Raw genomic sequence first — 25,114 nt, 5'->3', positions numbered from 1 at the left:
ACAGAAAAATGCTTTGGTTTTATCCAAAGCTCAATGTATAAAGGTTTCCGCTTCATGAAATTGTGGATTTCGCTCTAGTGCCTCATGACAGTCTTCACAAATGGTTTTCACATGAATATCCCCATCGTTTTGATAGGAGATCATATTCATTCGGTCTTGATCATCTAATTGGTGAAAACCTAAAGCCTGACTGTCTACAGACATAGTATCAATTTTCCCAACTGATACTCCACAATGTCTACATTTGTAATGAATGGACATCCTATTCCTCCCCGCAGTTCATATAAGATTAGTATGAACGGGAAGGTTGTTTCTTATTCAACATTGTATGTATAGGATTAATGAAAATGCTGATTCCAAGTCAAAAACATACATTACCCATTAAATTTATTCATCACGTCTATAAAAGTAGTTTTTGTCCATTCTTCACAAGCATCTGCTGCTTGCTTAATGGCATGAACAACGTCCTGAACTTCGTCTGGAGAAAATCTACCTAAAACATAATCGGATATTTTCATTCCATTGTTAGGACGATCTATACCTATTCTAATTCTTTTAAACTCTTGTGTGCCAAGATGTTGAATGACAGATTTCATTCCGTTCTGACCACCTGCACTACCTTTTGTACGTAGACGTATTTTTCCAGCAGGTAGATCAAGGTCATCATAAACGACGATGATATCTTCTGTTTCGATATTATAATAATCCATTAATGGACGAACAGCTTCACCAGATAAGTTCATATAGGTAAGTGGCTTTAATAATATTACTTTCTCGCCATTAATCATCCCCGTACCATACAAACCTTTAAACTTTTCTTTATCCAACTCAATATGATGCCGGTGCGCTAATTCATCTATCGTAATAAAGCCAACATTATGCCTAGTTTGCGCATATTGCTTTCCCGGGTTACCTAGTCCAATTATGAGTTTCATCCTTTACCTCCAACTAAGACTCAAACTATTCTTATTCTACTAGTATACAGAATTAACGACGTAATCCCCTCCTAATTTTAAAATTTTTTATAAAAGGCTCTTTTTTAAAATTTTGTTGCTTTTCAAGCTAATTTTATAATAAACATCTCTTCTAATACTATAAGACCGAAGTGATAATTGTTAGAAAAGAGCAGCTTTCGCTATTTATAGCAATGACCACTGTAGGACCGCGTAAAAATCAGGCTTTCGGGATTTTTACGAAAGCAACAATCTATACGAAAAGAGCCTTATATAAAAAATGCATGGTCTATCCTCTAGACCACGCTTAGCACTACCATTTACTTTTCCTCTTCGTCACCTTCTGTACCCTCGTTCTCTACTTCTCCATCTTGTGTTTCTCCCGCTTCAACAGTATCTTCAACTTTAGGTGGTAGTATGGAAGCAATAACTTCTTGATCCTCATGGTTAATGTTATAGTTTCCGCTCTTTACGATATCACTAACTTGAACTGTCTCACTTACATCTAGATTAGAGATATCAATATCAATAGAGGAAGGAATGTCACCCGGAAGTGCTGTAACTGACAACTGGTGTAGAGGTTGTTGAAGGACCCCGCCAGATTTTACTCCTACCGCTTCACCTACTAGATGTACATTCACATCTACATTCACTTCAGAAGACATATCCACTACATAAAAGTCTGCATGGATGATTTCATTCTTTAATGGATCTGTTTGTAGATCATGTAGCATTACTTGTACATTCTCACCAGATCCATTTAAAGTGAGGATTCCATTACGTCCTACTTCCTTTAGCGTCTTAACAAATTCTACACTGTCAATTGCCACTGGTTGGCTTTCTTTTTGCTTCCCATAAATAACTGCTGGGAAACGACCTCTATTACGGATTACTCGATTTTCTGATTTTTTTAGATTTGTTCTTTTTTCAACGTTTAGTACTGATGTTGCCATAAAAAATTCCTCCAATATGGTAAATTTGTATAAAGGGTTGTCCTATTATACCTTTTCCCATTGGAGGAAATTCTAAACGATATTTATTTTGGAACTACGTGTTCGTACAAGTTCGTTCCAATGGATTTTAATCAAATAATGTACTTACAGATTGCTCTTCATGAACACGGATAATTGCCTCACCGATTAATGCTGCTACTGATAATTCAGTAACCTTTTCTGTTATCTTCTCTTCAGATAAAGCAATTGAATTGGTTACGACAAGCTCTTTAATTTTTGAGTTCTGGATACGTTCAATAGCTGGACCTGATAATACTGGATGTGTACAGCAAGCATAGACTTCTTTTGCACCATTCTCAACTAGTGCATTAGCAGCAAGCGTTATTGTACCAGCTGTATCAATAATATCGTCGATTAAAATTGCTGTTTTTCCATCAATGTTTCCGACAATACTCATAACTTCTGCAACATTCGGCCTTGGTCGTCTTTTATCAATGATAGCTATTGGAGCCTTCAAGCGATCAGCCATTTTTCTTGCACGAGTTACCCCACCATGGTCTGGTGATACAATCACGATATCGTTAAGGTTTTTGCCTTCAAAGTACTCTGCTAAGATAGGTACACCCATTAGATGGTCAATAGGGATATCAAAGAAACCTTGGATTTGAGGGGCATGTAAATCTAATGTGATGACGCGACTAGCTCCTGCTGTTTCCAACAGATTAGCAACAAGCTTCGCTGTAATCGGCTCTCTTGATCTTGCTTTACGATCTTGTCTTGCATATCCGTAATACGGCATTACAATATTAACAGTTTTCGCTGAAGCTCTTTTTAAAGCATCGATCATGATTAAAAGCTCCATAATATGTTCATTTACTGGTGCACTCGTTGATTGAACAACATATACATCACAGCCACGGATACTTTCATCAATATTAATTTGAACTTCTCCATCACTAAATCTAGAAACGGAACATTTACCAAGCTCAACTCCGATGAAGCTTGCAATATCAGCTGCAAGCTTCGAGTTTGAGTTAAGAGTAAACAACTTTAATTTTTTATCAGCATATTGAGACATGAGATTAAGACCCTCCACTTAAGGTTATTCTTTACGTTTTAATCGTCTTGCATAATCTTCTTTATTTGTCTGTCTTGCTCTTGCTATCGAAAGTGCTTCTTCAGGCACATTATTCGTGATTGTTGACCCAGCCGCTACATAAGCATTCTTTCCAACCGTTACAGGTGCAATTAAGTTGGAATTACAGCCAATAAAAGCACCGTCTTCAATGACTGTTTGGTATTTATTCTTCCCATCATAGTTAACAGTTATTGAACCACAACCTAAGTTAACATCAGATCCCACATTAGCATCTCCAATGTAACTTAAATGAGATGCTTTACTGCCTTTACCGAATACGGCTTTCTTGATTTCAACAAAATTACCAATCTTCACTTCGTCATGAATCTGAGAATCAGGTCTGATATGGGCAAACGGTCCAATCGCTACATCAGATCCAATGAAACTTTGGTGAGCTACCGATTGACGGATCGTCGTCCGATCACCAACGGTACAGTCCTTAATTTCTGTATTAGGTCCAATGATACAATCGTTACCTATTGCTGTATTTCCTGTTAGAGTCGTTCCCGGATAAATAATGGAATCTGGCCCTATTACCGCTTCAGCTGAAATATACGTATTAGAAGGATCAATAATGCTGACCCCATTTACCATATGTTTTTTATTAATACGTTCCCTCATAATCTTTTCTGCTTGTGATAAAGCAACTCGGTCATTGACACCTAGAGTTTCTTCAAACCTTTCAGTTTGGTATGCAGAAACTGTTTCACCAGCGTTTTTTAAGATCTCAATTACGTCAGGCAGATAATATTCTCCCTGCACATTATCATTCGAAACTTGGCTGAGAGCCTGAAAAAGTGCCTCATTATCAAAGCAATACGTTCCAGTGTTAATTTCCTGTACTTTACGTTCTTCTTCAGTTGCATCCTTATGCTCAACAATTCTCTTTACATCTCCATTAGATTGACGAATAATTCGACCATATCCCGTCGGATCTTCTGCATGTGCAGTTAAAATTGTCGCTTTAGCATTTGTTTCTTCATGGTGTTTAAGAAGCTCTTCCATTGTTTGAGAGGTAATGAGGGGTGTGTCTCCACAAATAACAAGTGTCGTCCCTTTTTCTTCTTTTAATTGAGTTGATGCTTGCATGACAGCATGTGCAGTGCCTAGTTGTTGTTCTTGCAGAGCATATTCACTTCGTTCACCAAGTGTTGATTTTACTAATTCTGCTCCGTGTCCAATAATCGTTACAATCTTATGTAGCTGTAATGATGACACTTCATCAATAACATGTTCAACCATAGGTTTTCCGCAAACAGGATGTAATACTTTATATAATTTAGATTTCATTCGAGTTCCTTGACCAGCAGCTAATACAACAGCATAACGTTTTGTCATAGTAAACCCCCTGATTTATTAGTTTTTTAAACCGTTTTAGACGTTCTATTCCTATTATCCATTACGAATATATCTTAAAACACACTGTATTTCAAGGAAACAAGGAATCTTACAAGTGGTCTGTCAATAATTGACGAATTTTAGACAATATTTAGGAATATTTTGGGGAATAGGCATTTTTTATTATAACAGAGAGTGATGATCTTTTGAGGAATTTATATCTTTGATCCTAATATTTTGCATAACAGAACAAAAGCGCAAGCGCCCTGTTTAACCTCAGGCATAGCAAATGTTCCTTTACGAGGGGCTGGGTGCTGAAGCTGGATTAAAATGCACTACCCTTGTTATTATTTTATAATTTCCCAAAAAATAAAAAAGAACCTAGTATGATTACTAGGTTCCTGCTTTTTTCATCCTAAGATGCACCAGCTTCTTCAAGCTCGACTTCTAACTCTCCAACACGATGATACTCAGCTAGTACAGCATCTTGAATTTTTCCGCGAGTAGAAGAGTTGATAGGATGAGCGATATCACGAAACTCCCCATCAGGAGTGCGTTTGCTAGGCATTGCTACAAACAGACCGTTGTTTCCGTCAATTACTCTAATATCATGTACAACAAACTCATGATCTAGTGTAATAGAGGCAATTGCTCGCATGCGTCCTTCGGTATTAACGCGGCGTAATCTTACGTCAGTTACTTCCATTATGTTCACCACCTTTTCCCTAGATAAAACTTAATTAACTAATTCAACGGAATTTTCTGTTTTCCTTCTTTTTTTAAAAAAAAATAAAAATTTCTACAAATTTTTTTAATTTTCTAATATAACTACCTAGTTCTTTCTACTTACTCAACTTCCATTTTGGTGGAAATTCCATAAACTCAAAAAAAACCCACTCTCATTTGAGTGGGCTTTGTTACTACTGCACTAAAGCAATTACTTCTATTTCAACTTTTACATCTTTTGGTAGTCTTGCGACTTGTACACAAGAACGCGCTGGCTTATTCGAAGTAAAGTATTCGCTATACACTTCATTGAAGGCAGCAAAGTCATTCATATCACTTAAGAAAACGGTAGTTTTGACAACTGACTGAAGTGAAGCTCCTGCTTCTTGAAGGACAGCTTCTAAGTTTTTAAAAACTTGGTGTGTTTCTTCTTGGATAGTACCAGTTATAAGATCTCCTTCAGCTGTTAATGGAATTTGACCTGAGCTATAAAACATATTATTTACAATAATACCCTGTGAGTATGGGCCAATTGCTTGTGGAGCTTTTACTGTTTGAACAACTTTCATTCTTTTTCACCTCCGAGGTTTTTAACAACCATATCATCATAGTGCTTGATGAAATTACCTGAAACAACTTCTATTTCTTTTTCTTTCAACTTAACTTCAGATAACTGGACAAGAGAATAGTACTCTTCGACTAAGCGTTCTTCAGCATCATCCGATTCTATTAAGACTCCAATACCAGCAACATTAGCATCGAATTCCTCTAGAAGACTTACCATACCATTAATGGTTCCACCAGCCTTCATAAAGTCATCAATAATTAAAACGTTTGAACCTACCTCTAGACTTCTACGTGCTAGTAGCATCGTTTGGATTCGTTTAGAAGAACCTGACACATAGTTAATACTTACTGTTGAACCTTCTGTCACTTTGCTATCTTTTCTAACAATGACAACTGGTACATTTAAATAGCTAGCTACAGCATAAGCTAATGGAATACCTTTTGTGGCAACCGTCATGACAACATCTATTTTCTTTGTGGCGAATAGTGAAGCAAACATGAGCCCGATCTTATTAACTAGGCTAGGATTTCCTAATATATCCGTTAAGTATAAGTAGCCTCCAGGTAAAAGCCTTTCTGGCTTTGTAAACAGTTGACACAGCTCATCTATAAAGGAAACCGCTTCTTCTTTCCCAAGAGTAGGAATATACTTAACTCCACCAGCAGCTCCTGCAACCGTTAATAAGGTTCCGACCCCTGATTCTTCAAATGTCTGCTTAATAATGCCTAAATCTTCACTAATAGAAGACTTAGCGGACTCATACCGCTCTGCAAAGTATGTAAGTGGAACTAACTCGTGAGGATGCTGTAGCAAATAGTGTGTCATATCTACGAGTCTTCCACTTCGTTTAATCTTCATTCCTGTTCACCACCTATAAATCCGAATGTTTTAAGTAAATATACCATTTTTATACGGATTTAATCAAGACGATTTCGTTCACCTACTAATCGAACCGCAAAAACCTGATCACAGAACCCTCTTAAGCCGTTATATACTCGTTGCATTCTAGAATCATGTTGAACCAAACCAAACACTGTCGGGCCACTTCCACTCATAAGGACTGCATCTGCACCAAAGCGTTTCATTTGATCTTTAATTTGTGCTACTTCTGGATACATCTTTAAGGTAACTCCCTCTAAAACGTTCCCCATTTCTTTACAAATGCTTGGATAATCATGATTGCGAATGGATTGGACCATTTGGTCTACATTCGGATGTGTAACTTGTCCTAAATCTAAATGTCCATAAACATCTGCTGTTGAAACACCAATGGAAGGTTTAGCTAAAACAACCCAACAATGTGGTGGAGGGTCAATAGGTTGAATAATCTCACCACGCCCAGTTGCTAATGCTGTTCCTCCATACACGCAAAACGAAACATCAGAACCAATTTCAGCCCCAATCTCTGCTAGTTCATCTAGGCTTAGGCCTAGTCCCCAAAGTTTATTTAATCCTCTAAGTGTAGCTGCTGCATCACTACTACCACCCGCTAGACCAGCTGCAACAGGAATAGATTTCGTGATTGAGATGGCTACTCCTTTAGTGATGTTGTATTTCTTTTTTAATAATACCGCTGCTTGATAAGCAAGGTTCCGATTATCATCTGGAACAAAGCGATTGTGAGAGCTTATCTTTATTTGATCCGTATCCAATAATTCAAGCTCTACCCGGTCTGCCAAATCAATGGTTGTCATGACCATCTTTACTTCATGATACCCATCATTACGTTTATGAAGCACATCTAGCGCAAGGTTGATCTTGGCCGGAGCTTTAACAAGGATTTTCAATACGTCCACCTACTTTACGAACTTCCATATATTACGATATTGTACCATAAAGTATCTTGTAAAACGATAACTCGACAACTTTTAACAAAAGTATGGAATAAAAACAAACATTATAAACCCTACTTCTTAAAAAAGGCTATAAAATAACGCCGAAGAGTCCTTCGGCGTTGTCGTAGTTTCTTCCGTTATCGGGTTAGCATGTTTCTATGAAGAATGCTTAAGATTGGTTCTGGTTTAACTGACTCTGAGCAATTTCAACTGCTCGCTTTACCATGTTTCCGGCATCCTTTGACGTAATTCCGCCCCATCCCTCACGCTGGACAGTGTTATAAAACCCTAATTCTTTTGCAAGCTCATATTTAAAGTGTTCTGACATGACTCCACGTCGTCTTCCCAAAGAAAACAGCTCCTTTCCAATACTACGACACTAATAGTATTGGGAAGGAGCCGTTACAATTATATTGCCTTCATTATCCAATTTTTAAATTATTGACCTGAAAGCGCAATACCACTTGTTTTATCTTCAAAAAAAGTTAATTCAACCGTTTCTGTTAACACATCCGCATAGCTGTATGATACCCGTTCGAATGAATTCTCATCTTGGTCTAGTTCAATGACAAAAACAGATGGATAGGTTTCAGCAAGTATACCTGAACGTTCAATTGTCTTCCTACGACCACCGTTTGCTCTTAACGTCAAGCGTCTTCCAAGGTTACCATCAAGAGCTTGTTTAATTTCCATAAGTGTTTTACCCATTTCACTCCACCTCGCTATGTATTTAATCATAACACACTACCGTCCGAAAGTCAAATAAATTATAAATTATAACAATGTTTTTAAAGAGTTGTCAATTAATAATTTAAGACAATTTTCTGTCCGAACATATATATTTTGTCTAAATTTGTTATATTTATGTATATATTGCAAAACTTTAGCTAATTATTTTTATTTAGCCAGTTTTTCGTATTTAGTCGATTTTAACTGTATTAATATGTGCTCAACAGAAAAAAGCCTCTAATAAAGTATCAGAGGCCATTGTTTAATCTGTATGTTTGTTAAAAGGCATTCCTGTACGTAATACTCCTTTTGTTTCAATCCCACCGAGTCCTTTTTGACCTGTTAACGTATTTCTTACGACATCCCACACATTAATATAGTCCATAAACGGAGTAAAACTAATTTTAGCCACTATATAAACAGGATCTAACGCATGAATATTTACTCTAGACGGAGAACTTGCAAAGTTAGCACCAGCCCGAATTAATGATTCAAAATGTGACTGGCATGCTCCTGCAAAAATAACTAGTTGATCAAGATTGGGAACCTTTTTTCTAGCTTCCATAACGGTACGTGCAAAATGTCTAGAGTGTCGATAAGCTTTTAAGTCATTCACTTTACCCTTAGATTTTGAATAAGCATCATGGCCTGTTATTACGAGTATATCTGGTCTATACTTTTCGATTAAAGGACCAATTTTTTCAGGCATCTCCTTTTCATTACAGTGGACTCCGTAGACTGGCACACCTATCTTCTCATAGAGACTTAAGCATTTTTGTAAATACGTAGAATCACCATCTAGATGTAACACCTTCCCAGGAAGTTGAAAAAACTCATAATCCCCTTGGTATCCATTTGTTGCTACATATTCACTCTTTTCCCTTGTTAAATGATAATCCTGTTTAAAGAGAGAAAAGGAGTTTTCTTGTTTTTTTCGCTCCATCGACATGTACTTAGCTTGTTCTAGATCGTCAAGTATTTTAAGATCTGCAAATGGGGCATCAGCTATTAACCGAATATCCTCACCATACAATAAGGCTTTTCTAACCCCATTCTCTTCTCTTATCTCTATAATTCTAAATAATAAGTCACAATTATATGACAAGCGAGCAACTTTCGCTCCGACCTGCAATTCCATTCTTCTCCCTCCCATAAAGAACAAAAGGCGCAAGCGCCCCGTTAAGCTCCGACAAGCAAATGTTCCTAGAAGAAGAAAAGGGCGAATTTCCCCTTTATTTTTCTAGGGTTATTTGACCGAGGAAAAAGTGTTGTTCTTTTTCCTTCGAGGGCCTAGATACTGGGATTCGCTATAAACATAATAACCCTCTCAATAGCCTATGTAGGAGAAGCGAAAGAGTGCAAATTAGATATGGTATGTTGATGATTTCCACTAATGAAATAAACATACTTTAATAAATCCAAAGCCAAACAAAAAATCTAGCCATAAGACTAGATCCTAAGTGAATATAATTTAATAAGACTTTTTTATAGAATTAGGTTTTACTTAACTCTTGATTGTAGCTTCAAATTAATTATTGAGAAGCCCTATATAGAGCTTCACTAAGCTTTCCAAACTCCTGAATAGAAAGTGACTCTCCTCTTCGTTCAGGTGCAACATCTGCTTCCTCTAACGCCAAGAGTATTTGTTCTTTCGGTAGTTTCTTTGAAAGGTTATTGCTTAAGTTATTTAAAATGGTCTTTCTCCTTTGAGCAAAGCTACTTCTAACCACTTCAAAGAAGAAGTCTTCATCTTCTACTTGAACAGGAGGTTGACTTCGTCTTGTAAGCCGAATAACGGCTGAATCCACGTTGGGTTGAGGTACGAACACCGTTTTGGGAACAGTCATGACCGTCTTTGCTTCTGTGTAGTATTGAACAGCGATAGATAAAGAGCCATAATCTTTTGTATTTGGTCCTGCAGCCATCCGGTCGGCTACTTCCTTTTGAAGCATAACAACTATTCCTCTTAACGGTAATCCTTCTTCTAATAGTTTCATTAGTATCGGTGTAGTTACGTAATAAGGTAGGTTCGCAACTACCATAATATCTTGGTTCTCACCAAATTCATCTTTAATAACTTGACTTACATCCGCTTTGAGTACATCTTGATGAATAACTTTTACATTTGGATAGGGCGATAATGTATCTTCTAGAATAGGTAGTAAACGCTGATCTATTTCAAATGCCACTACTTTTTTAGCTCGCTTTGCAAGCTGTTCTGTTAAAGCTCCAATACCAGGGCCAATTTCAATTGCACAACTCTGTTCACTTAACTCGGCAAAATCAACTATGTTATGTAGAATATTGGTATCAATTAAAAAGTTTTGACCTAGGCTTTTCTTAAAGGAAAATCCGTATTTTGAAAGGATTTCCTTTGTCCTTGATGGGGTAGCTATATCTTTCGTCAACTTAATTCCTCCTGAATAACTTGCTTCACAGCAAGTTCGAATTGTTCCCTTGTTATTTGAAACATTTGTAATCGTTTATGAAGTTGCTTTCCATTTGTATAGCCAATCTTCAATAACATTCCTAGTCGTTCCCTACGTTTCTTAGCTTGGTTTCCTGCTACGAGGCCTAAATACACGAGCTCATCCCAGCCTATTTCCTCGTGAGTCTCAATCCACTCTTGTTGGACTGAAGATAATGCTTGTCTGATCACTTCTATTGATGCGTGCTCCACACCAACCTTCTTTTTTCTTTTATCTTGTGCATCATTTTTTTGAATAAATGCATGCTTACACCCAGGTACACTCTGTGAGATGGTTTTTCTAATCTTTTCTCCCGGATAGTCAGGATCTGTAAGGATAATGACCCCTCTTTTTTCCTGAGCTAATTTTATTTTTTGTAGTGTCTCTTCATTAATGGCTGACCCATTGGTTTCAATCGTATCTGCCGAAACCGCTCTTTGAATCGCGACGGTATCATCCTTTCCTTCCACTACAATAATTTCTTTTATTTTCATTTTCTCCTCCGAAAACTGAAACTTTTATTCGTATTGTTTCGTCTTATATAGTAGTTAATACATGAACTTCTTTACTCCTAGCTCCTCGAGTCAAATAACCTGAATCGATGAAAAGGAAAGGCACCCTTTTCCCCGCTTCAGAACATTTGCTTGTCGGAGCTGAACGAGGCACTTTCGCTTTTCTTTCTGCTAGCTACAGTGCCTAGCTCCTCGAGTCAAATAACCTGAATCGATGAAAAGGGAAAGAGCACCCTTTTCCCCGCTTCAGAACATTTGCTTGTCGGAGCTGAACGAGGCACTTTCGCTTTTCTTTATTATAACGCAAAAAAACAGGGGAGGATAATCCCCTGTTCGTTGGATCCTATTTGATGATTTTAATCTTAACTGATTTTCGGCCCCATCTGTATGCTTCTGCTTTTGTTGCGAAGAACACGTCGATTTTATTACCTTTAATCGCGCTACCTGTATCACCAGCAATTGCATATCCGTAACCCTCTACATAAACTTTTGTTCCAAGAGGGATTACACTCGGATCAACTGCAATGACTTTAGCATTAGGATTTGCTTTTAAGTTGATTCCTGTACTTGTAACGCCCGAGCACCCATTACAGTAGGCTGTATATGCGGTAGAGCTTACATAGAATTCACTCGCTACAGTTCCACTACCTCTGGAAACTTGCGTCTGCTCGACGACCTTCGTACCTACAGCAACAATACGGTCCTTGCTTTCTTTTAACGTTTCTGTCTTCAATAATTCTCTAGAAACTTCTTTGCCATTCTCCATGATTACTTCATAGTGTTTAGCAACTTTACCGGTCTCACCTTTGTTTACGACCTTTTCAGTTCCCTTAGCTAAGCTAGAATCCTTTTTTGTAACAACAGCATAGTCTACAGATTCTTCCACTACATCGGTGACCTTTTCTACCCTAGTAACCGAAACGGTTGCGTCTGCCACTACCATTTCTTCTAGTCCTGGTTCTACACGGTCTAATTCATTTAATGTGATGTTCTGCTTTTCTAAAAAGTCAGCGACAGTAGTCGAAGTTGTCCATACCTGCTTTTCTTCTCCGCCAACGTTCATTGTTAATTGAAATGCACTTTCAACTAAAACTTCCATATTTGCCTTGATTGAAGCACTAAGATCTGGTTCTACTTTATCATGCTCAGTTACTTTTATATTCTGTGATTCGAGTAATTCTTGAACCGTTTCAGTTGTAGTCCATACTTTTGTTTCTTCTTCGTTGATGACTAAATCAACTGGTAATGCGGCTTTCCAAATGACAACCATGTCATCCTTTATGACAGTTTCCACGCTATGATTGACGAAATCCTCATCTCGCAATTCAATAGCCTGCGCTGACAAGACGTCTCCTACTGTGTTAGCATGCGTCCTGATGACTTGTTCTTCACCATTCAATGTCAGTGTAACAGTTTGCTTCGTTTCCTCATATACTGCATAGGTGGTTAAACCTGATAAAACTAGGAAACTACTAATCAATGCTACAAGTTTTTTAGGTGTCATAGGTGCGGAAAACAGCTTTTTCATGTTATTAATCACGATGAAAAACGCCTCCTTCTCTACTTGAGAGATTATAAAGAGTAAATTCTTTTTTGTCAAATCTCCTTCTAGCTCGGACCGTATACCCTATTATGAATAACAAGCTCTTTTTTGGGAAGGAAGACTTATCGACAAGTTTATCCTATGAAGAGAAAGAGACTTGTAGAACTTTTTTGAATTTTTAAATAAATGGACATGATTACTAGTTATTCGACAAGAACCACTACTATTTGATGTTAAATAATTGGCGAGCATTGTCGTACGTTTTTAGGACAACCTCTTCATATGTGATTCCTTTTAACTCTGCAATCTCTTTTGCAATTAATGAAACAAAACTTGGTTCATTTCTTTTGCCACGATGAGGATGCGGTGCTAAAAATGGACAATCGGTTTCTATTAGTAGTTTATCTAGTGGCAATTCCTTTGCTACTTCTTTTGGCTTTTTGGCATTTTTAAAGGTAACGGGGCCCCCAAACGAAATATAGAAATTCATGTCTATACATTCCTTTGCAACCTCAAGACTACCGCTATAGCAATGCATAATACCGCCAACTTCAGCAGCATTCTCTTCTTTTAAAATATCTACAATATCTTGAGTTGCCTCTCGATTATGTATGATGATAGGTAATTTTACTCGTCTTGCTAATTGGATTTGCTTACGAAACACTTCTTTTTGTGTCTCTTTCGGAGATTTATCCCAGTAATAGTCTAAACCCATCTCACCAATTGCCACCACTTTCGGATGACTTGAGAGCTCTTCGATCCAGTGAAGGTCTTCATCTGTCATATCAATTGCATCTACAGGATGCCAACCTACTGACGCATACAAATGAGGATACTTTTCAGCTAGTTCTATGGCTTTCTTTATAGTAGGTCGATCAAATCCTACTACTACCATATTTTGAACACCTTGCTGCTTTGCTCTTTCTAGTACCTCTTCTAAATCATCATTGAATTGATCTGCATTTAAATGTACATGTGTATCAAATAACATAGACAATCTCCTTTTGTCATTTTAGCATGAATTTTTGTAACATGGCTTACAGCAACCTTACAATTAGATTACAAACTCTGTTCTCATATGTGCTTAAAATGAAACAGATAGGTGTCAACAAAACACCTATCTTTAACATTTTCATTCTATTTTACGATGGATCCGTTTGGTAACGTCTGGTCAACTGTCGCTAGTGAGAGTTCTCCATCTTGTGATCCCGCTAAAATCATTCCTTCTGACTTTTCTCCACGAAGAGTTACAGGCTTTAGGTTTGTCACACAGATGACTTTCTTTCCAATTAAATCTTCAGGTTTGTAATATTTAGCGATGCCTGATACAACCTGTCTTTTTTCATATCCTAAATCCAGTTGAATCTTTAGTAATTTATCTGCTTTTTTAACAGGTTCAGCTGCATATACTTCTGCTACCCTTAGTTCAACCTTCATAAAATCATCAATGGTTATCTCATCAGCAGCACTTGATTTCTGCTTTTCAATAACCTTTGGAGCGGAACCTTGCATTTTTTCTTTAATATACTCAACTTCTTCAGCCACATCAAGTCTTGGGAAAATAGGTTGGCCTTGTACTACCTTTGTTCCTTTAGGGATGATCCCATAGCTGTCCATGCTTTCCCAACTCGTTAATTCTTTCTGATTTATACCTAATTGAGTCCACATATGCTCTGGAGTTTTCGTTAAGAACGGTTGAATCATAATGGAAACTTGTCGTAATGACTCTGCAAGATGGGACATAACAGATCCTAACGCTTCACGATTTGCTTCATCTTTTGCTAAAACCCATGGTTGCGTTTCATCTATATATTTATTCGTTCTAGAAACAAGCTGCCAAAGAGCCGTTAAGGCAACAGAAAACTGCATGTCTTCCATAGCATCCTCAACTTTACGTCTTGTTTCCTTTGTCATTTCTTCTAACTGATCATCAAATACACTTTTACTTCCTGTATATTGAGGAATCTCACCGTCAAAATATTTCTGTATCATAGCGACGGTTCTATTTAATAAGTTACCAAGGTCGTTGGCCAAATCAAAATTAATCCGCTCTACAAATCCTTCTGGTGTAAATACCCCATCTGATCCAAAAGGAACTTCTCTTAATAAGTAATAACGTAGTGCATCCAGTCCATATCGATCAATCAGCGTGACAGGATCGACAACATTTCCTTTTGATTTTGACATCTTTCCGTCTTTCATTAATAGCCAGCCGTGAGCAAACACCTTTTTAGGAAGAGGTAAATCTAGAGCCATCAGCATGATTGGCCAATAAATGGTATGGAAGCGAACAATTTCTTTACCTACTAGATGAACGTTGGCTGGCCAATACTTTTGATAGTTCTCATCATTTTCTGTACCGTACCCTAGAGCGGTTATATAGTTTGATAAGGCATCAATCCACACATAGATAACATGCTTTGGATCTCCAGGGACTTTAACTCCCCAATCAAAAGTTGTACGAGAAACAGCAAGATCTTCAAGGCCAGGCTTAATAAAGTTGTTTATCATTTCATTCTTTCTAGATTCTGGTTGGATAAAACCAGGATTATCTTCGTAATATTGCAGTAGACGATCTGCATATTTACTCATCTTAAAAAAGTAAGATTCTTCTTTTACTTTTTCTACAGAGCGATTACAGTCAGGACAATTACCTTCGACTAACTGTCTCTCCGTATAAAATGATTCACAAGGTGTACAATACCAGCCTTCATACTGATCTAAATATATATCTCCTTGTTCTACTAAACGCGCAAATATTTGTTCAACCACCTCTTTATGACGGTCCTCTGTTGTACGAATAAAATCATCATATGTAATCTCTAACTTGTCCCAAAGCTCTTTAATTCCCTCCACGATATCATCGACATACTTTTGAGGGCTTACTCCTTTTTCTTCTGCATTTCTTTGTATCTTTTGACCGTGCTCGTCAGTTCCTGTTAGATAAAATACATCGAATCCTCGTAACCTTTTGTAACGAGCCATTGCATCTCCTGCAACTGTTGTATATGCATGTCCAATATGTAGTTTACCGCTTGGATAATAGATTGGCGTTGTAAGATAGAATGTCTTCTGATCTGCCATTTTACTGCCCCCTAAATTCATTTCAATATTATTTACCTTTTATTATCTTATCAAAAAAAAAAGAATTATAAAGAATTAAACAAATGGTCTCTTAAATTTTCATCTTAACCCTTCTCTATGCGATCTATACTATGCTCTTGCATGCCATTTTTTATTAAGTCATTTTTCTTAAAGTTTTTAGCTTTCTAACATCCGTTTTCAAAAATATGCAAACTGACTTTCTTAAAATAGTAAAACTTTTCCACTATTTTAAACTTCAATGTTTAGATTTCTAGATAACGGGTAAAGGAATACTGTTACTTTATTTTCCAGTTGGAGTTTGTCGAATTTTGTTGGCAATGTGTCGAATTGGAATTATAATTAAAATAGTAAAATACTGTAACTCTTTAACACTGAATTACTACTAATTTACAAGGATTTATAAGTAATTTGTAATAAAAAATTCACATCTTTTTACATTTTCCAATTGACGGGTTTGGGAATCACTGGTATTATATTTTTAAGGTTTATGTCGAATAATGACGAAAAACAATGAAATTTGTAAAAATAAATGATTTTAGGAGAGGGGATTACCAATATGAAATCTACAGGAATCGTTCGTAAGGTTGATGAATTAGGTCGTGTTGTTATACCAATTGAATTAAGACGTACACTAGGAATTGCTGAAAAGGACTCTTTAGAGATCTATGTGGATGATGAAAGAATCATCTTAAAGAAATATAAGCCAAACATGACTTGTCAGGTTACTGGAGAAGTTAGTGATGAAAATTTAGCTCTAGCTGGTGGAAAGATTATCTTAAGCCGTGAAGGTGCTGAACAAATTCTAAACGAACTACAAGGTGCAGTAACTTCAAATAAATAATTAGAAAAAAGAGCATTCTTTATTGAGTGCTCTTTTCTTTATGCTTCTTTAATTTTTACTAAAGTTCAACACGGATCCTATCTCTCATTATGTATATGAAACTCTTCATATATTTCCCGCTTGGCTTGATTACGATCAACTGCTGTTTTCTTAATTGCTTCTTTAGAAGTAAGACCTTTTTGCTCTATATACCAATTAACATGTTCGACCACCGTCAGTTCTGTCCACCAAGATTCCTTTTCTGACGCTTCTTGCAGAGAGGCTCCTTCTATTAACATACAGCACTCGCCTTTAATTTCTGTCTCCTCAATCCACTCTACTACCTCTTGGATCGAACCCCTAATAAATTCTTCAAACTTCTTAGTCAGTTCTCGACAAATAACCATTCTTCTAGAACCTAATATTTCTCCTGCAATCTTAACCGTTTCCTTTAAACGATGCGGTGATTCGTAAAAGATCATCGTTGTCGTTTGTGTTTTTAATCGTTCAAGCTCTTGCTTCTTATCCTTCTTTTGACGGGGGAGAAACCCATAAAAAGAAAAACTCTGCGAAGGTAACCCAGAAGCAATAAGTGCTGTGACAGCCGCATTGGCACCTGGTAGAGGAATAACTGGAAACCCAGCCTCTAGAGCTTGTGACACTAATTCATATCCAGGATCTGAAATGGTCGGCATCCCCGCATCACTAACTAAAGCGATTTTCTTACCTTCCTTTAAATCCTCAATAAGTCGGTCTCCACTTTTTTCTTTATTATGTTCATGATAACTAATTACAGGAGTATGAATATCAAAGTAATTGCAGAGTTTCTTTGTTACTCTTGTATCTTCCGCAGCAATAATAGATGCTTCCTTTAACAGACGGATGGCTCGGAACGTCATATCTTCAAGATTTCCAATTGGAGTCGGTACCAAATACAAAGCTGCTCCTTCTTCATTTTGAAAGCTTTTTTGTTGAAACATACTATACACCTCCTATCTTTTAATTGGTGGTTGTTTTAATTAACCTTGGATTATCATCAGTCTTCCTTTGAATCCCCGTACAGAATAGTTTGAACTTCCTTTGTATATTCTCCATCATTATTATAGACAATTAGAGGAGGTAAAATCTTAAGGTCAGGATTCCCATCCTTTATTCCTTCTATTAATAATGTATTTGCTTCTTTCCCTTGTTTTGGATAGACCAACTGAAGCCTCTTTGGTTCTAAACGATATGCTCTCATGAGTGTCACTATATCTAATAAGCGACCCGGTCGGTGAACAAATGCCACTTTTCCGCCTGACCGAACTAGTTGACTACTAACACGTACTACATCTTCTAGCGTACAATATATTTCGTGGCGAGCAATGGCCAGATGCTCGTTGCGGTTTTTCTCACTTGTAGCCGGAGTAGGAAAATACGGCGGATTGCATGTAACAATATCAAATTTACCATGCCCTAACTCCTTTGGCATATCATTTAGATCTCCATGAACAATCTTAATTTGTTCGGATAGAGCATTATATTCTACACTTCGCTTTGCCATCTGAAAGATTCGTTCTTGAATTTCAACACCGGTAATCGTTCCTTTCGTTCTGGTGCTTAAAAGAAGAGGAATCACGCCATTCCCTGTACAAAGATCAATTAAATTTCCCTTTTGAATAGGCACATAGACAAACTTAGCCAACAAGACCGTATCTAACGAAAAAGCAAAGACAGAGGGACTTTGTATAATTCTCAATTCCTCTGCTAACAAATAATCTAAGCGTTCATCATTATGTAAATCAACCATCTGTTTATTCCTTTCCATCTACTTTAAGAGGAAGGTAGTATTCTTTTCCTCATTCCTATATTGTTCGGGTACTTGAACTATCATACAATAAAATGATAGAACGTGCCTTAAGGAAAATAGCCTTCCCTACTATAGGAAAGGCTATACATTATTTCTTATTTAGAAAGGAAAGACAAAACAAGCAATCTCCTTCTTTTCGAATACTCCCATAATGCACATTACATATATGAAATCCTTCTTGATATAGTCTTGCTAAGTTATCATAGCCTTCTCCTATATCCACTGGCTTTGAACTTTCCTTTGCTTCAGGCTTTTCACCAACTTGTGATTTTTCTTCTTCCATCACTTGTTGATCGAGTCGTTTGCGGAGGTGTTCATTTTCTATTTTCATTTCATTATTCTCTTCAAGTAGTTCAGCTAAATGTTGCTTAAGCTCACCTAATTGTTTATATAAGTCCCCGATTTGTTCTTCCATACTACTGACAGATTCAAATATATCTTTTTTATCCACTTGCTCCACCTCATTAATCTGTAGCTTGGATCGACACGGCCCCTTCTTCGATTAATTCATCAAGTGTAAATTCAACAACTCGTTCGATATCTAGTAGCTCAACCTGGATCAAGCGTTCTAAAATATTTAAACCAACTACTTTCCCACGACCATTAGGTGTTTCAATTGGTTCACCTATATCAGGCAGAGCCTCTTTTGCGGTTTCATACTCATCATTTTCATACTTTAAACAACACATTAAACGACCACAAAGCCCAGAAATCTTGGATGGGTTTAATGATAGATTTTGATCCTTAGCCATTTTTATGGACACAGGTTCAAAATCACCGAGGAAAGTTGAACAACAAAGCATTCTACCACACGGCCCAATTCCACCAAGCATTTTTGCCTCATCACGTACTCCGATTTGACGTAGTTCAATTCTTGTACGGAATATAGCAGCCAAGTCCTTAACAAGTTCACGGAAATCTACTCTTCCGTCTGCGGTAAAGTAGAAAATGACTTTATTTCGGTCAAACGTATATTCAACATCTACAAGCTTCATATCTAATCCGTGTTCATTTACCTTTTCTTCACACACACGGTATGCTTCTTGTGCTGCCATTTTATTCTCATCTACGGTCATTTTGTCCTTCGGATCAGCAATACGGATTACTTTCTTTAAAGGCAGTACAACATCTTCTGCGTCTACCTTTTTATTACTAATAACAACCTTTCCATACTCAATTCCACGGACTGTTTCCACAATGACAAACTCTTCATTGGGAATCTTAAATTCTGATGGGTCAAAATAATATATTTTACCCGCTTTTTTAAAGCGGACTCCAACTACATCATACAAGCTAGGATCCCTCCTGCAAATTTAACACCAATTGTTCCATCATTAATTGCCCTTGAACATTGGCGTTTAGGCGTTTTTTTGCCTCTAAGATAGCAGCCATTTTTTCCACAACACTTTTTCGTGATACTTGGAGGGCACGTTGTTTTAAATGATCAATAACATCACGATATACAACTGCTTCTTCCTCTCCAATCATAATGGAAAGTACGTCTCTATAATAAAGTAATAATAAGTCTAAGCCAACTTCTGTTTGTTCACGTTCTTTAAAGTGGGAAAGCCACTTATCTTGAATGTAGAATAAACTAGAAGGTGAATCTAGTACTTCACATAATTGTAACACTATTTTTCTTGACTCTGCAAACCAATCATCTTGTGCTAGATTTTGAGCCTCATCAATACTATTTGTTAATTGAACCACAACTTTTGCAATTAACGGATTTATCCCTTCTCCAATAAGCTGTTCCGTTAATACAGATTTCTGTACTGCCTTCGTAGAAAGTATCTGGCATCTCGAGATAATCGTATCTAACATCTTATTTACTTGCTCGGTTAAAAGGACTGCTGTTGTCTCTTGGTTTGGCTCCTCAAGGAACTTTAATAAGCTATTGGATGCATTTATTGTCATTTTATCAGCATGATTGATGATATAAAACTTTTTCTTTGATTCTACACCAGTTTTCGAAAACTCTTCTTGAAGATGCTGGATTTGCTGCTTTTTTATTGATAATCCATCAGGCTCTATAAAGTGGACATCCGGATGATTACCAGATTCAATCCTTTTGCAATTAATACATATATGACAAGGATGTATTCCATCCTTAAGATCTTTGCAAAAAAGGGACTTTGCTAGAAACTTGGCAATCTCTTTTTTTCCAGTCCCCTTTTTTCCCTCTACCAAATAAGCGTGGGCTAATCTATTTTTTTTTATGCTGTTCGTTAACATTTTTGCTATGATTGGCTGCTGTAAGGAAATATCATCCCACGTCTTATTCATCTTTACCACTCACTTACGTATATAAGTTTATGAGAAGACCCTTGATCTCACCAATCTTTCCTAGTATATCAATGGTGCCTTGCTCTTTTTTAACAATTTCGTCTGTTAATTCCACCAAGCTTCGGTCAATCTGCTCCACTGTTTTAAGTGTCTGACTATGACCGCTAGATGTCCAACTATGAGACTGCTTTAAATTCATACCAAAATCAACAGCCTGTTTCACGAAGTTTTTGACCAGGCCTTTATATTTTGCTAAGTCTTTAAAGTTTCTTGATCTGGAAAGACGTTCCCCTTGGCTTTCAATTTGTGACATTAGTTTATGAAGCTGTTCCATCTGCAATTTATTTTCCTGCTTTTGGACCATATCTCCAAAACGTAATTGCCCAGTTGATGGTAACTTAAGCTCCTGTCTAGCCTTATCTATTGTTGGACGAAGTTCTTGATTTATTTTCATTACTTAGTGCCCCCATTAAAACTGGTGAAATTCTTCTACCGGTAAGACAAACACGGTAGCTCCCCCAACCTCTACCTCTACAGGATAAGGAACATATGAATCAGCATTTCCTCCCATTGGAGAGACTGGTGCTACTAATTGGTCACGGTGCTTACAGTTTTCTTTAATAATTTCCAATGCTTTGGGTACGCGAATATCTTCTGTTCCAATAAGAAAGGTCGTATTACCCGACTTAAGAAATCCACCTGTACTCGCTAATTTAGTCGCACGAAAATTTGATTCCACCAGCGCAGTTGATAAACGATTACTATCTTTATCTTGAATGACAGCCATAATTAGTTTCATACCGTATGCCTCCTCTTATTTTATCATGTTTTTATATACTATTCATTTTCTGTTAAATGGTAATTCTTCTGTGATTACACATCATTTTCCTCTATTATAAACAACTTCACTAAATTCTGAAAACTTTTTCGAGAAAATTGTCCTTTACGTTAGATCTCTATATAGGACTTTCTTTCCTTTATAATGAAAAGCACCTCTAAACAGAAGTGCTTTTTACATGTTCGTCAATGATGGATTGTACTTGTCTTAATGTATCGGAAAAGACATCTTCAATAGGCTGAGCTGCATTAATTTTTAAGAATCGTTCTGGTTCTTTTGCCATTACTAGTTGATAACCGTCTCTCACTTTGTGATGAAACTCAAGCTCCTCTAGGTCTAGACGATTAATCTCACGGTCTTTATTTTGCTGTATTCGCTTAAAACCCTCTTCTGGTTCAATATCAAAATATATAGTTTTTGTTGGCATTAGACTGTCTATCGCGAACTGATTAATAGATAATACCTCTTGTACACCTAATCCTCTTGCAAACCCTTGATAAGCTAATGAGCTATCCAAAAACCTATCACATAATACAATATACCCTTCTTCTATAGCCGGTAAAACCTTTTCAACTAAATGTTGTCTTCTAGCTGCAGCATATAATAAAGCTTCTGTTCTACCATCCATCTCCGTATTTTCAGGATTTAAAATAATAGACCTGATCTCCTCTGCAATCTTTATGCCCCCTGGTTCTCTTGTATAGACTACCTTTTGATTTTCTTGTCTTAAGTGCTCTACTAGCATTTGAATAATAGTTGTCTTGCCTGCACCTTCAGGCCCTTCTGCTGATATAAATAAACCTTTCATAGTAGATCTCCTCTTTAAGATTCATAGATGTTGATTTCGCCTTCAATTGATCCTTGTATCTTTGCTCCTACCCTTTTTAACATGGCTAGCTCTTGTAAGTGCTTATCTGTAATGACTTCTCCTTGCAACAACAAGGGTATACCTGGTGGATAGGGAATGATGGTTTGAGCTGATATTTTATCGACGGAATCCTCTATTTGGACTTTCACTGATTTTTTAAATTGTAGTTCATAATAAGAATATGGCACTTTTGATTCTAAATTAGCATATATCGATTTCTCATTAGGTTTAGTCCCTTTGATCTCAACCTGCTGTAACGCCTGTTGCATTTTAGACAGTATTTGATCATGATTGATTACTCCTAACGGAAGTATGAGTAAAACATTATGAGGGTCCGCTAATTCCACGAATAACCCCACACTTTCGAGCCTAGCCTTAATATCAAAACCCGAAACTTGAGACCGACTCTGAATAATAATCTTCAAAGGGTCTTGTGCAACATGATCATCCTTAGATCGTACACACTGAATAGAAGGAATTTTGTCAATCTCCTCGCGCAACTGGTATATGCTTTTATAGAACTCATGATCATCAGCCTGTTTAAAATGATAAAGATGATATCTTGCTAAATCAAGAGATGCCATAATGGGATAAGAAGGACTGCTAGATTGTAACGCTTTTAAGTAAAATGAAACTTTTTCCAACGGCACTAACTTACTTTGATAATGGAGATAGGATCCCATTGTCATAGCAGGTAGAGTCTTATGTGCGGATTGGACTACGATATCAGCTCCGCATTGTAATGCTGATGTAGGAAAGGTTTTACCTATTCCAAAATGAGCCCCATGCGCTTCATCAACAAGAACTGGTACATTCATTTGATGAGCACTCTCAATTATATTTTTCAAATCATAGGTTTGTCCGTAATAATTGGGGTTAGTTAGTACAATTGCTTTAGCATCTGGATGTTCTAATAGTGCCTTTTTCACCGTCTGTATATGTATATAAGAGGGAACTTGTACATCTTTATCAAATTCCGGTGTAAGAAAAACAGGTTTTGCTCCCGCCATCATTAGAGCATTCATTACTGATTTATGACAGTTTCGCTGTACTAAGACCTTCTCATCTCGAGAACATACAGAGAGAACCATTGCCAAATTTCCAACAGTCGAACCATTTACTAAAAAAAATGATTTCTCCGCACCATATAACGATGCCAATAACGCCTCTGCCTCAAAAATTGCTTCTTCTGGTTCATGTAAGTCATCAAGCCCTGTTAATTCCGTTACATCTAATGCGAGCAGATCCTGAAAATATGGAAGCCCCTTCTCTGGAAAAACTTGTCCGTTCTTATGCCCAGGCACATGTAAAGATATGGGACGCTTCTTTATATGAGTTAATAACGCATCAAATAAAGGGGTTTTTTCTTGATTCATCGCTAATCCCTTTCTATAAGTTCTTTAAGTATTATATCAGACCACGAAAAAAAAAATCCCAAAACGCGGGATTTTCATGAAAATATTGTAGGCTGTGTCACCTTACGTAACTGTTTTAAGTAAAACTTATAGTTAGGATGATTGGTCTCAGTTTGAATCATATCAGTCTCACAATCTGTACAAATAAACGAAGTATATAAATGGATACCTTTGTCTTTCGGAATTTCACACACCACACAAGTTTCCCCTATAGAGTCTCTCTTCGGAATCGCATTCATTTCCTCCACCTCCTAGTCACTAGGATTGCCATAGTTCGCAAAATGTATACACAATTTAAAATTTGCATAATTTTTTTACCTTATGATTCTAGTCTATGTATCTCGAATTTATAGGTGTATGTCTATTTGTTAATTTTAATAATTAGAGTTGGTAGTTAGGTAAGAGTACTAACTGGCATGCTTGCTGTACGTACGGAGTATTAGATTGTATTCTTGGGGCTGATTACAGTCCCGGAGTGCCGTTGTGCCTAAATAGGGAAGAAACCTCTCGTACTGCTTAATAATTGCTTATAGCAGGACGGAGATCCTTATAATGCTTTTCTGGATCTTATATATGGATGTAGTGAATATAGTACTTCTAACTTTATCTTGTTACTTTGTTTATCACTTGCTGCTGTGGTTGTTATTTGCACGGTTGATTGAAGTGGAGGGCTGTGTGACTCCTTCTTGCGACATCTTCGGTGTGGTATGGAAGTTCAGGCAGGTGAGAAGCGCCGAGTCATGTTTTTTTACGCTAGTGTAGATTCTCTTCTTACCATCCAGCGGAAAGTAGCCGTCCCACAGTGAAAATTAACATTCTTGTTTAGCAGAGGCTAATTTTTTTAAGGATCAGGAGCAATTTTACTCTAAAATAAGGTGAATTCTTAACCAGCGGAGGTAGTTTTAGTAACTTTTGGTTCATGTATTTATATTTAATCGTTTAGGGTATGGCTATATGGAATCCTAGCTTACCTTTGTTTTGCTAATTCCACGAAATTATAAGTTATTTCAACTTTTTGGTTGGTATTTCCACAAAAATTACATGATTTCACGATTTTCAAGATTATTTTACAATTTTACTCCGGAATTCCACAAAACAAGAAATGTCATACATAAACGCCCATCATTAGAAAACACAAAAAAAGCAGCTATAATTAGCTGCTTTTTTTAC

General features: G+C 36.9%; 28 protein-coding genes. 1 reads left to right on the top strand and 27 read right to left on the bottom strand.

Going from position 1 to position 25,114, the window contains the following annotated elements; genetic code table 11:
- Positions 1 to 30: 30 nt before the first annotated feature.
- From LT143_RS19290 to metG, 17 genes are all read right to left on the bottom strand, one after another.
- Positions 31 to 261 (bottom strand): anti-sigma-F factor Fin, encoded by a 231-nt coding sequence (locus tag LT143_RS19290; RefSeq protein ID WP_246946033.1) that lies wholly within the window; start codon positions 259 to 261, stop codon positions 31 to 33.
- Between the two features lie 113 nt (positions 262 to 374).
- On the bottom strand, positions 375 to 935 hold the full coding sequence (gene pth, locus LT143_RS19285) for an aminoacyl-tRNA hydrolase (RefSeq protein ID WP_246946031.1): 561 nt from the start codon (positions 933 to 935) through the stop codon (positions 375 to 377).
- A 338-nt stretch (positions 936 to 1,273) separates the two neighbouring features.
- Entirely contained in the window at positions 1,274 to 1,906 is a 633-nt protein-coding gene (locus LT143_RS19280) for a 50S ribosomal protein L25/general stress protein Ctc (protein WP_246946029.1), read from the bottom strand.
- Positions 1,907 to 2,033: 127 nt separating this feature from the next.
- Positions 2,034 to 2,984, bottom strand: coding sequence for a ribose-phosphate diphosphokinase (locus tag LT143_RS19275; protein WP_246946027.1), 951 nt, complete (start codon positions 2,982 to 2,984; stop codon positions 2,034 to 2,036).
- 24 nt (positions 2,985 to 3,008) lie between these two features.
- The gene (gene glmU, locus LT143_RS19270) at positions 3,009 to 4,382 is read right to left on the bottom strand and encodes a bifunctional UDP-N-acetylglucosamine diphosphorylase/glucosamine-1-phosphate N-acetyltransferase GlmU (protein ID WP_246946025.1); all 1,374 of its coding nucleotides are present in this window, start codon (positions 4,380 to 4,382) and stop codon (positions 3,009 to 3,011) included.
- 415 nt (positions 4,383 to 4,797) lie between these two features.
- Positions 4,798 to 5,088, bottom strand: coding sequence for a septation regulator SpoVG (gene spoVG / locus LT143_RS19265; protein ID WP_163181994.1), 291 nt, complete (start codon positions 5,086 to 5,088; stop codon positions 4,798 to 4,800).
- Positions 5,089 to 5,302: 214 nt separating this feature from the next.
- A complete protein-coding gene (locus tag LT143_RS19260) occupies positions 5,303 to 5,677 on the bottom strand; it encodes a RidA family protein (protein ID WP_246946023.1) in 375 nt (124 codons plus the stop codon).
- Complete coding sequence (purR, locus tag LT143_RS19255; protein WP_246946021.1) at positions 5,674 to 6,534, bottom strand: pur operon repressor; 861 nt, start codon at positions 6,532 to 6,534, stop codon at positions 5,674 to 5,676. Before purR ends, LT143_RS19260 begins: the two co-directional genes overlap by 4 nt.
- Before the next feature lie 59 nt (positions 6,535 to 6,593).
- Entirely contained in the window at positions 6,594 to 7,463 is an 870-nt protein-coding gene (gene ispE, locus LT143_RS19250; RefSeq protein WP_246946019.1) for a 4-(cytidine 5'-diphospho)-2-C-methyl-D-erythritol kinase, read from the bottom strand.
- Positions 7,464 to 7,680: 217 nt separating this feature from the next.
- On the bottom strand, positions 7,681 to 7,860 hold the full coding sequence (locus LT143_RS19245) for a small, acid-soluble spore protein, alpha/beta type (protein ID WP_246946017.1): 180 nt from the start codon (positions 7,858 to 7,860) through the stop codon (positions 7,681 to 7,683).
- Positions 7,861 to 7,949: 89 nt separating this feature from the next.
- Positions 7,950 to 8,219: a biofilm formation stimulator Veg gene (gene veg, locus LT143_RS19240; protein ID WP_246946014.1), complete on the bottom strand. Its 270-nt coding sequence runs from the start codon at positions 8,217 to 8,219 to the stop codon at positions 7,950 to 7,952.
- 283 nt (positions 8,220 to 8,502) lie between these two features.
- Positions 8,503 to 9,378: a sporulation peptidase YabG gene (yabG, locus tag LT143_RS19235; RefSeq protein WP_246946012.1), complete on the bottom strand. Its 876-nt coding sequence runs from the start codon at positions 9,376 to 9,378 to the stop codon at positions 8,503 to 8,505.
- Between the two features lie 394 nt (positions 9,379 to 9,772).
- Positions 9,773 to 10,648, bottom strand: a complete 876-nt coding sequence (rsmA, locus tag LT143_RS19230; RefSeq protein WP_246946010.1) for a 16S rRNA (adenine(1518)-N(6)/adenine(1519)-N(6))-dimethyltransferase RsmA — start codon at positions 10,646 to 10,648, stop codon at positions 9,773 to 9,775.
- Positions 10,645 to 11,202, bottom strand: coding sequence for a ribonuclease M5 (gene rnmV, locus LT143_RS19225; protein ID WP_246946008.1), 558 nt, complete (start codon positions 11,200 to 11,202; stop codon positions 10,645 to 10,647). Before rnmV ends, rsmA begins: the two co-directional genes overlap by 4 nt.
- A gap of 361 nt (positions 11,203 to 11,563) precedes the next feature.
- Entirely contained in the window at positions 11,564 to 12,760 is a 1,197-nt protein-coding gene (locus tag LT143_RS19220; RefSeq protein ID WP_246946005.1) for a ubiquitin-like domain-containing protein, read from the bottom strand.
- Between the two features lie 226 nt (positions 12,761 to 12,986).
- Complete coding sequence (locus tag LT143_RS19215; protein WP_246946003.1) at positions 12,987 to 13,754, bottom strand: TatD family hydrolase; 768 nt, start codon at positions 13,752 to 13,754, stop codon at positions 12,987 to 12,989.
- 146 nt (positions 13,755 to 13,900) lie between these two features.
- Positions 13,901 to 15,847, bottom strand: a complete 1,947-nt coding sequence (metG, locus tag LT143_RS19210; protein ID WP_246946001.1) for a methionine--tRNA ligase — start codon at positions 15,845 to 15,847, stop codon at positions 13,901 to 13,903.
- Between the two features lie 577 nt (positions 15,848 to 16,424).
- Between metG and LT143_RS19205 the strand changes: the two genes are divergently transcribed.
- Positions 16,425 to 16,709: an AbrB/MazE/SpoVT family DNA-binding domain-containing protein gene (locus LT143_RS19205; protein WP_246945999.1), complete on the top strand. Its 285-nt coding sequence runs from the start codon at positions 16,425 to 16,427 to the stop codon at positions 16,707 to 16,709.
- 77 nt (positions 16,710 to 16,786) lie between these two features.
- Here the strand turns inward: LT143_RS19205 and rsmI are convergent, their stop codons facing one another.
- From rsmI to LT143_RS19155, 10 genes are all read right to left on the bottom strand, one after another.
- Positions 16,787 to 17,668, bottom strand: a complete 882-nt coding sequence (gene rsmI, locus LT143_RS19200) for a 16S rRNA (cytidine(1402)-2'-O)-methyltransferase (protein ID WP_246945997.1) — start codon at positions 17,666 to 17,668, stop codon at positions 16,787 to 16,789.
- 56 nt (positions 17,669 to 17,724) lie between these two features.
- The gene (locus LT143_RS19195) at positions 17,725 to 18,477 is read right to left on the bottom strand and encodes a tRNA1(Val) (adenine(37)-N6)-methyltransferase (RefSeq protein WP_246945996.1); all 753 of its coding nucleotides are present in this window, start codon (positions 18,475 to 18,477) and stop codon (positions 17,725 to 17,727) included.
- A 148-nt stretch (positions 18,478 to 18,625) separates the two neighbouring features.
- Positions 18,626 to 18,988, bottom strand: coding sequence for a DNA replication initiation control protein YabA (yabA, locus tag LT143_RS19190; protein WP_246945994.1), 363 nt, complete (start codon positions 18,986 to 18,988; stop codon positions 18,626 to 18,628).
- A 13-nt stretch (positions 18,989 to 19,001) separates the two neighbouring features.
- Positions 19,002 to 19,829 carry a PSP1 domain-containing protein gene (locus LT143_RS19185; RefSeq protein WP_246945993.1) on the bottom strand — a complete coding sequence of 276 codons (828 nt, stop codon included), beginning with the start codon at positions 19,827 to 19,829 and terminating at the stop codon, positions 19,002 to 19,004.
- A gap of 1 nt (position 19,830) precedes the next feature.
- Positions 19,831 to 20,823: a DNA polymerase III subunit delta' gene (gene holB, locus LT143_RS19180; protein ID WP_246945991.1), complete on the bottom strand. Its 993-nt coding sequence runs from the start codon at positions 20,821 to 20,823 to the stop codon at positions 19,831 to 19,833.
- A gap of 13 nt (positions 20,824 to 20,836) precedes the next feature.
- Entirely contained in the window at positions 20,837 to 21,277 is a 441-nt protein-coding gene (locus LT143_RS19175; protein ID WP_246945989.1) for a YaaR family protein, read from the bottom strand.
- A gap of 15 nt (positions 21,278 to 21,292) precedes the next feature.
- Entirely contained in the window at positions 21,293 to 21,622 is a 330-nt protein-coding gene (locus LT143_RS19170; protein WP_246945986.1) for a cyclic-di-AMP receptor, read from the bottom strand.
- A 196-nt stretch (positions 21,623 to 21,818) separates the two neighbouring features.
- On the bottom strand, positions 21,819 to 22,469 hold the full coding sequence (tmk, locus tag LT143_RS19165; RefSeq protein WP_246945984.1) for a dTMP kinase: 651 nt from the start codon (positions 22,467 to 22,469) through the stop codon (positions 21,819 to 21,821).
- Between the two features lie 14 nt (positions 22,470 to 22,483).
- On the bottom strand, positions 22,484 to 23,905 hold the full coding sequence (locus tag LT143_RS19160; RefSeq protein WP_246945982.1) for an aminotransferase class I/II-fold pyridoxal phosphate-dependent enzyme: 1,422 nt from the start codon (positions 23,903 to 23,905) through the stop codon (positions 22,484 to 22,486).
- A 74-nt stretch (positions 23,906 to 23,979) separates the two neighbouring features.
- Complete coding sequence (locus LT143_RS19155; RefSeq protein ID WP_246945980.1) at positions 23,980 to 24,183, bottom strand: sigma factor G inhibitor Gin; 204 nt, start codon at positions 24,181 to 24,183, stop codon at positions 23,980 to 23,982.
- Between the last annotated feature and the right edge of the window lie 931 nt (positions 24,184 to 25,114).

Origin of the sequence: Bacillus pinisoli (assembly GCF_023036475.1) — a bacterium.
In the GTDB taxonomy this organism is placed as follows: domain Bacteria; phylum Bacillota; class Bacilli; order Bacillales; family SA4; genus Bacillus_BS; species Bacillus_BS pinisoli.
The sequence above is the reverse complement of the archived record's forward strand: the minus strand, read 5'-3'. Positions and strand labels throughout refer to the sequence as shown.

Coding starts and splice junctions, on each gene's coding strand:
- LT143_RS19290 (WP_246946033.1), bottom strand. CDS start 261: ATGTCCATTCATTACAAATGTAGACATTGTGGAGTATCAGTTGGGAAA.
- pth (WP_246946031.1), bottom strand. CDS start 935: ATGAAACTCATAATTGGACTAGGTAACCCGGGAAAGCAATATGCGCAA.
- LT143_RS19280 (WP_246946029.1), bottom strand. CDS start 1,906: ATGGCAACATCAGTACTAAACGTTGAAAAAAGAACAAATCTAAAAAAA.
- LT143_RS19275 (WP_246946027.1), bottom strand. CDS start 2,984: ATGTCTCAATATGCTGATAAAAAATTAAAGTTGTTTACTCTTAACTCA.
- glmU (WP_246946025.1), bottom strand. CDS start 4,382: ATGACAAAACGTTATGCTGTTGTATTAGCTGCTGGTCAAGGAACTCGA.
- spoVG (WP_163181994.1), bottom strand. CDS start 5,088: ATGGAAGTAACTGACGTAAGATTACGCCGCGTTAATACCGAAGGACGC.
- LT143_RS19260 (WP_246946023.1), bottom strand. CDS start 5,677: ATGAAAGTTGTTCAAACAGTAAAAGCTCCACAAGCAATTGGCCCATAC.
- purR (WP_246946021.1), bottom strand. CDS start 6,534: ATGAAGATTAAACGAAGTGGAAGACTCGTAGATATGACACACTATTTG.
- veg (WP_246946014.1), bottom strand. CDS start 8,219: ATGGGTAAAACACTTATGGAAATTAAACAAGCTCTTGATGGTAACCTT.
- yabG (WP_246946012.1), bottom strand. CDS start 9,378: ATGGAATTGCAGGTCGGAGCGAAAGTTGCTCGCTTGTCATATAATTGT.
- rnmV (WP_246946008.1), bottom strand. CDS start 11,202: ATGAAAATAAAAGAAATTATTGTAGTGGAAGGAAAGGATGATACCGTC.
- LT143_RS19215 (WP_246946003.1), bottom strand. CDS start 13,754: ATGTTATTTGATACACATGTACATTTAAATGCAGATCAATTCAATGAT.
- metG (WP_246946001.1), bottom strand. CDS start 15,847: ATGGCAGATCAGAAGACATTCTATCTTACAACGCCAATCTATTATCCA.
- LT143_RS19205 (WP_246945999.1), top strand. CDS start 16,425: ATGAAATCTACAGGAATCGTTCGTAAGGTTGATGAATTAGGTCGTGTT.
- rsmI (WP_246945997.1), bottom strand. CDS start 17,668: ATGTTTCAACAAAAAAGCTTTCAAAATGAAGAAGGAGCAGCTTTGTAT.
- LT143_RS19195 (WP_246945996.1), bottom strand. CDS start 18,477: ATGGTTGATTTACATAATGATGAACGCTTAGATTATTTGTTAGCAGAG.
- holB (WP_246945991.1), bottom strand. CDS start 20,823: ATGAATAAGACGTGGGATGATATTTCCTTACAGCAGCCAATCATAGCA.
- LT143_RS19175 (WP_246945989.1), bottom strand. CDS start 21,277: ATGAAAATAAATCAAGAACTTCGTCCAACAATAGATAAGGCTAGACAG.
- LT143_RS19170 (WP_246945986.1), bottom strand. CDS start 21,622: ATGAAACTAATTATGGCTGTCATTCAAGATAAAGATAGTAATCGTTTA.
- tmk (WP_246945984.1), bottom strand. CDS start 22,469: ATGAAAGGTTTATTTATATCAGCAGAAGGGCCTGAAGGTGCAGGCAAG.
- LT143_RS19160 (WP_246945982.1), bottom strand. CDS start 23,905: ATGAATCAAGAAAAAACCCCTTTATTTGATGCGTTATTAACTCATATA.
- LT143_RS19155 (WP_246945980.1), bottom strand. CDS start 24,183: ATGAATGCGATTCCGAAGAGAGACTCTATAGGGGAAACTTGTGTGGTG.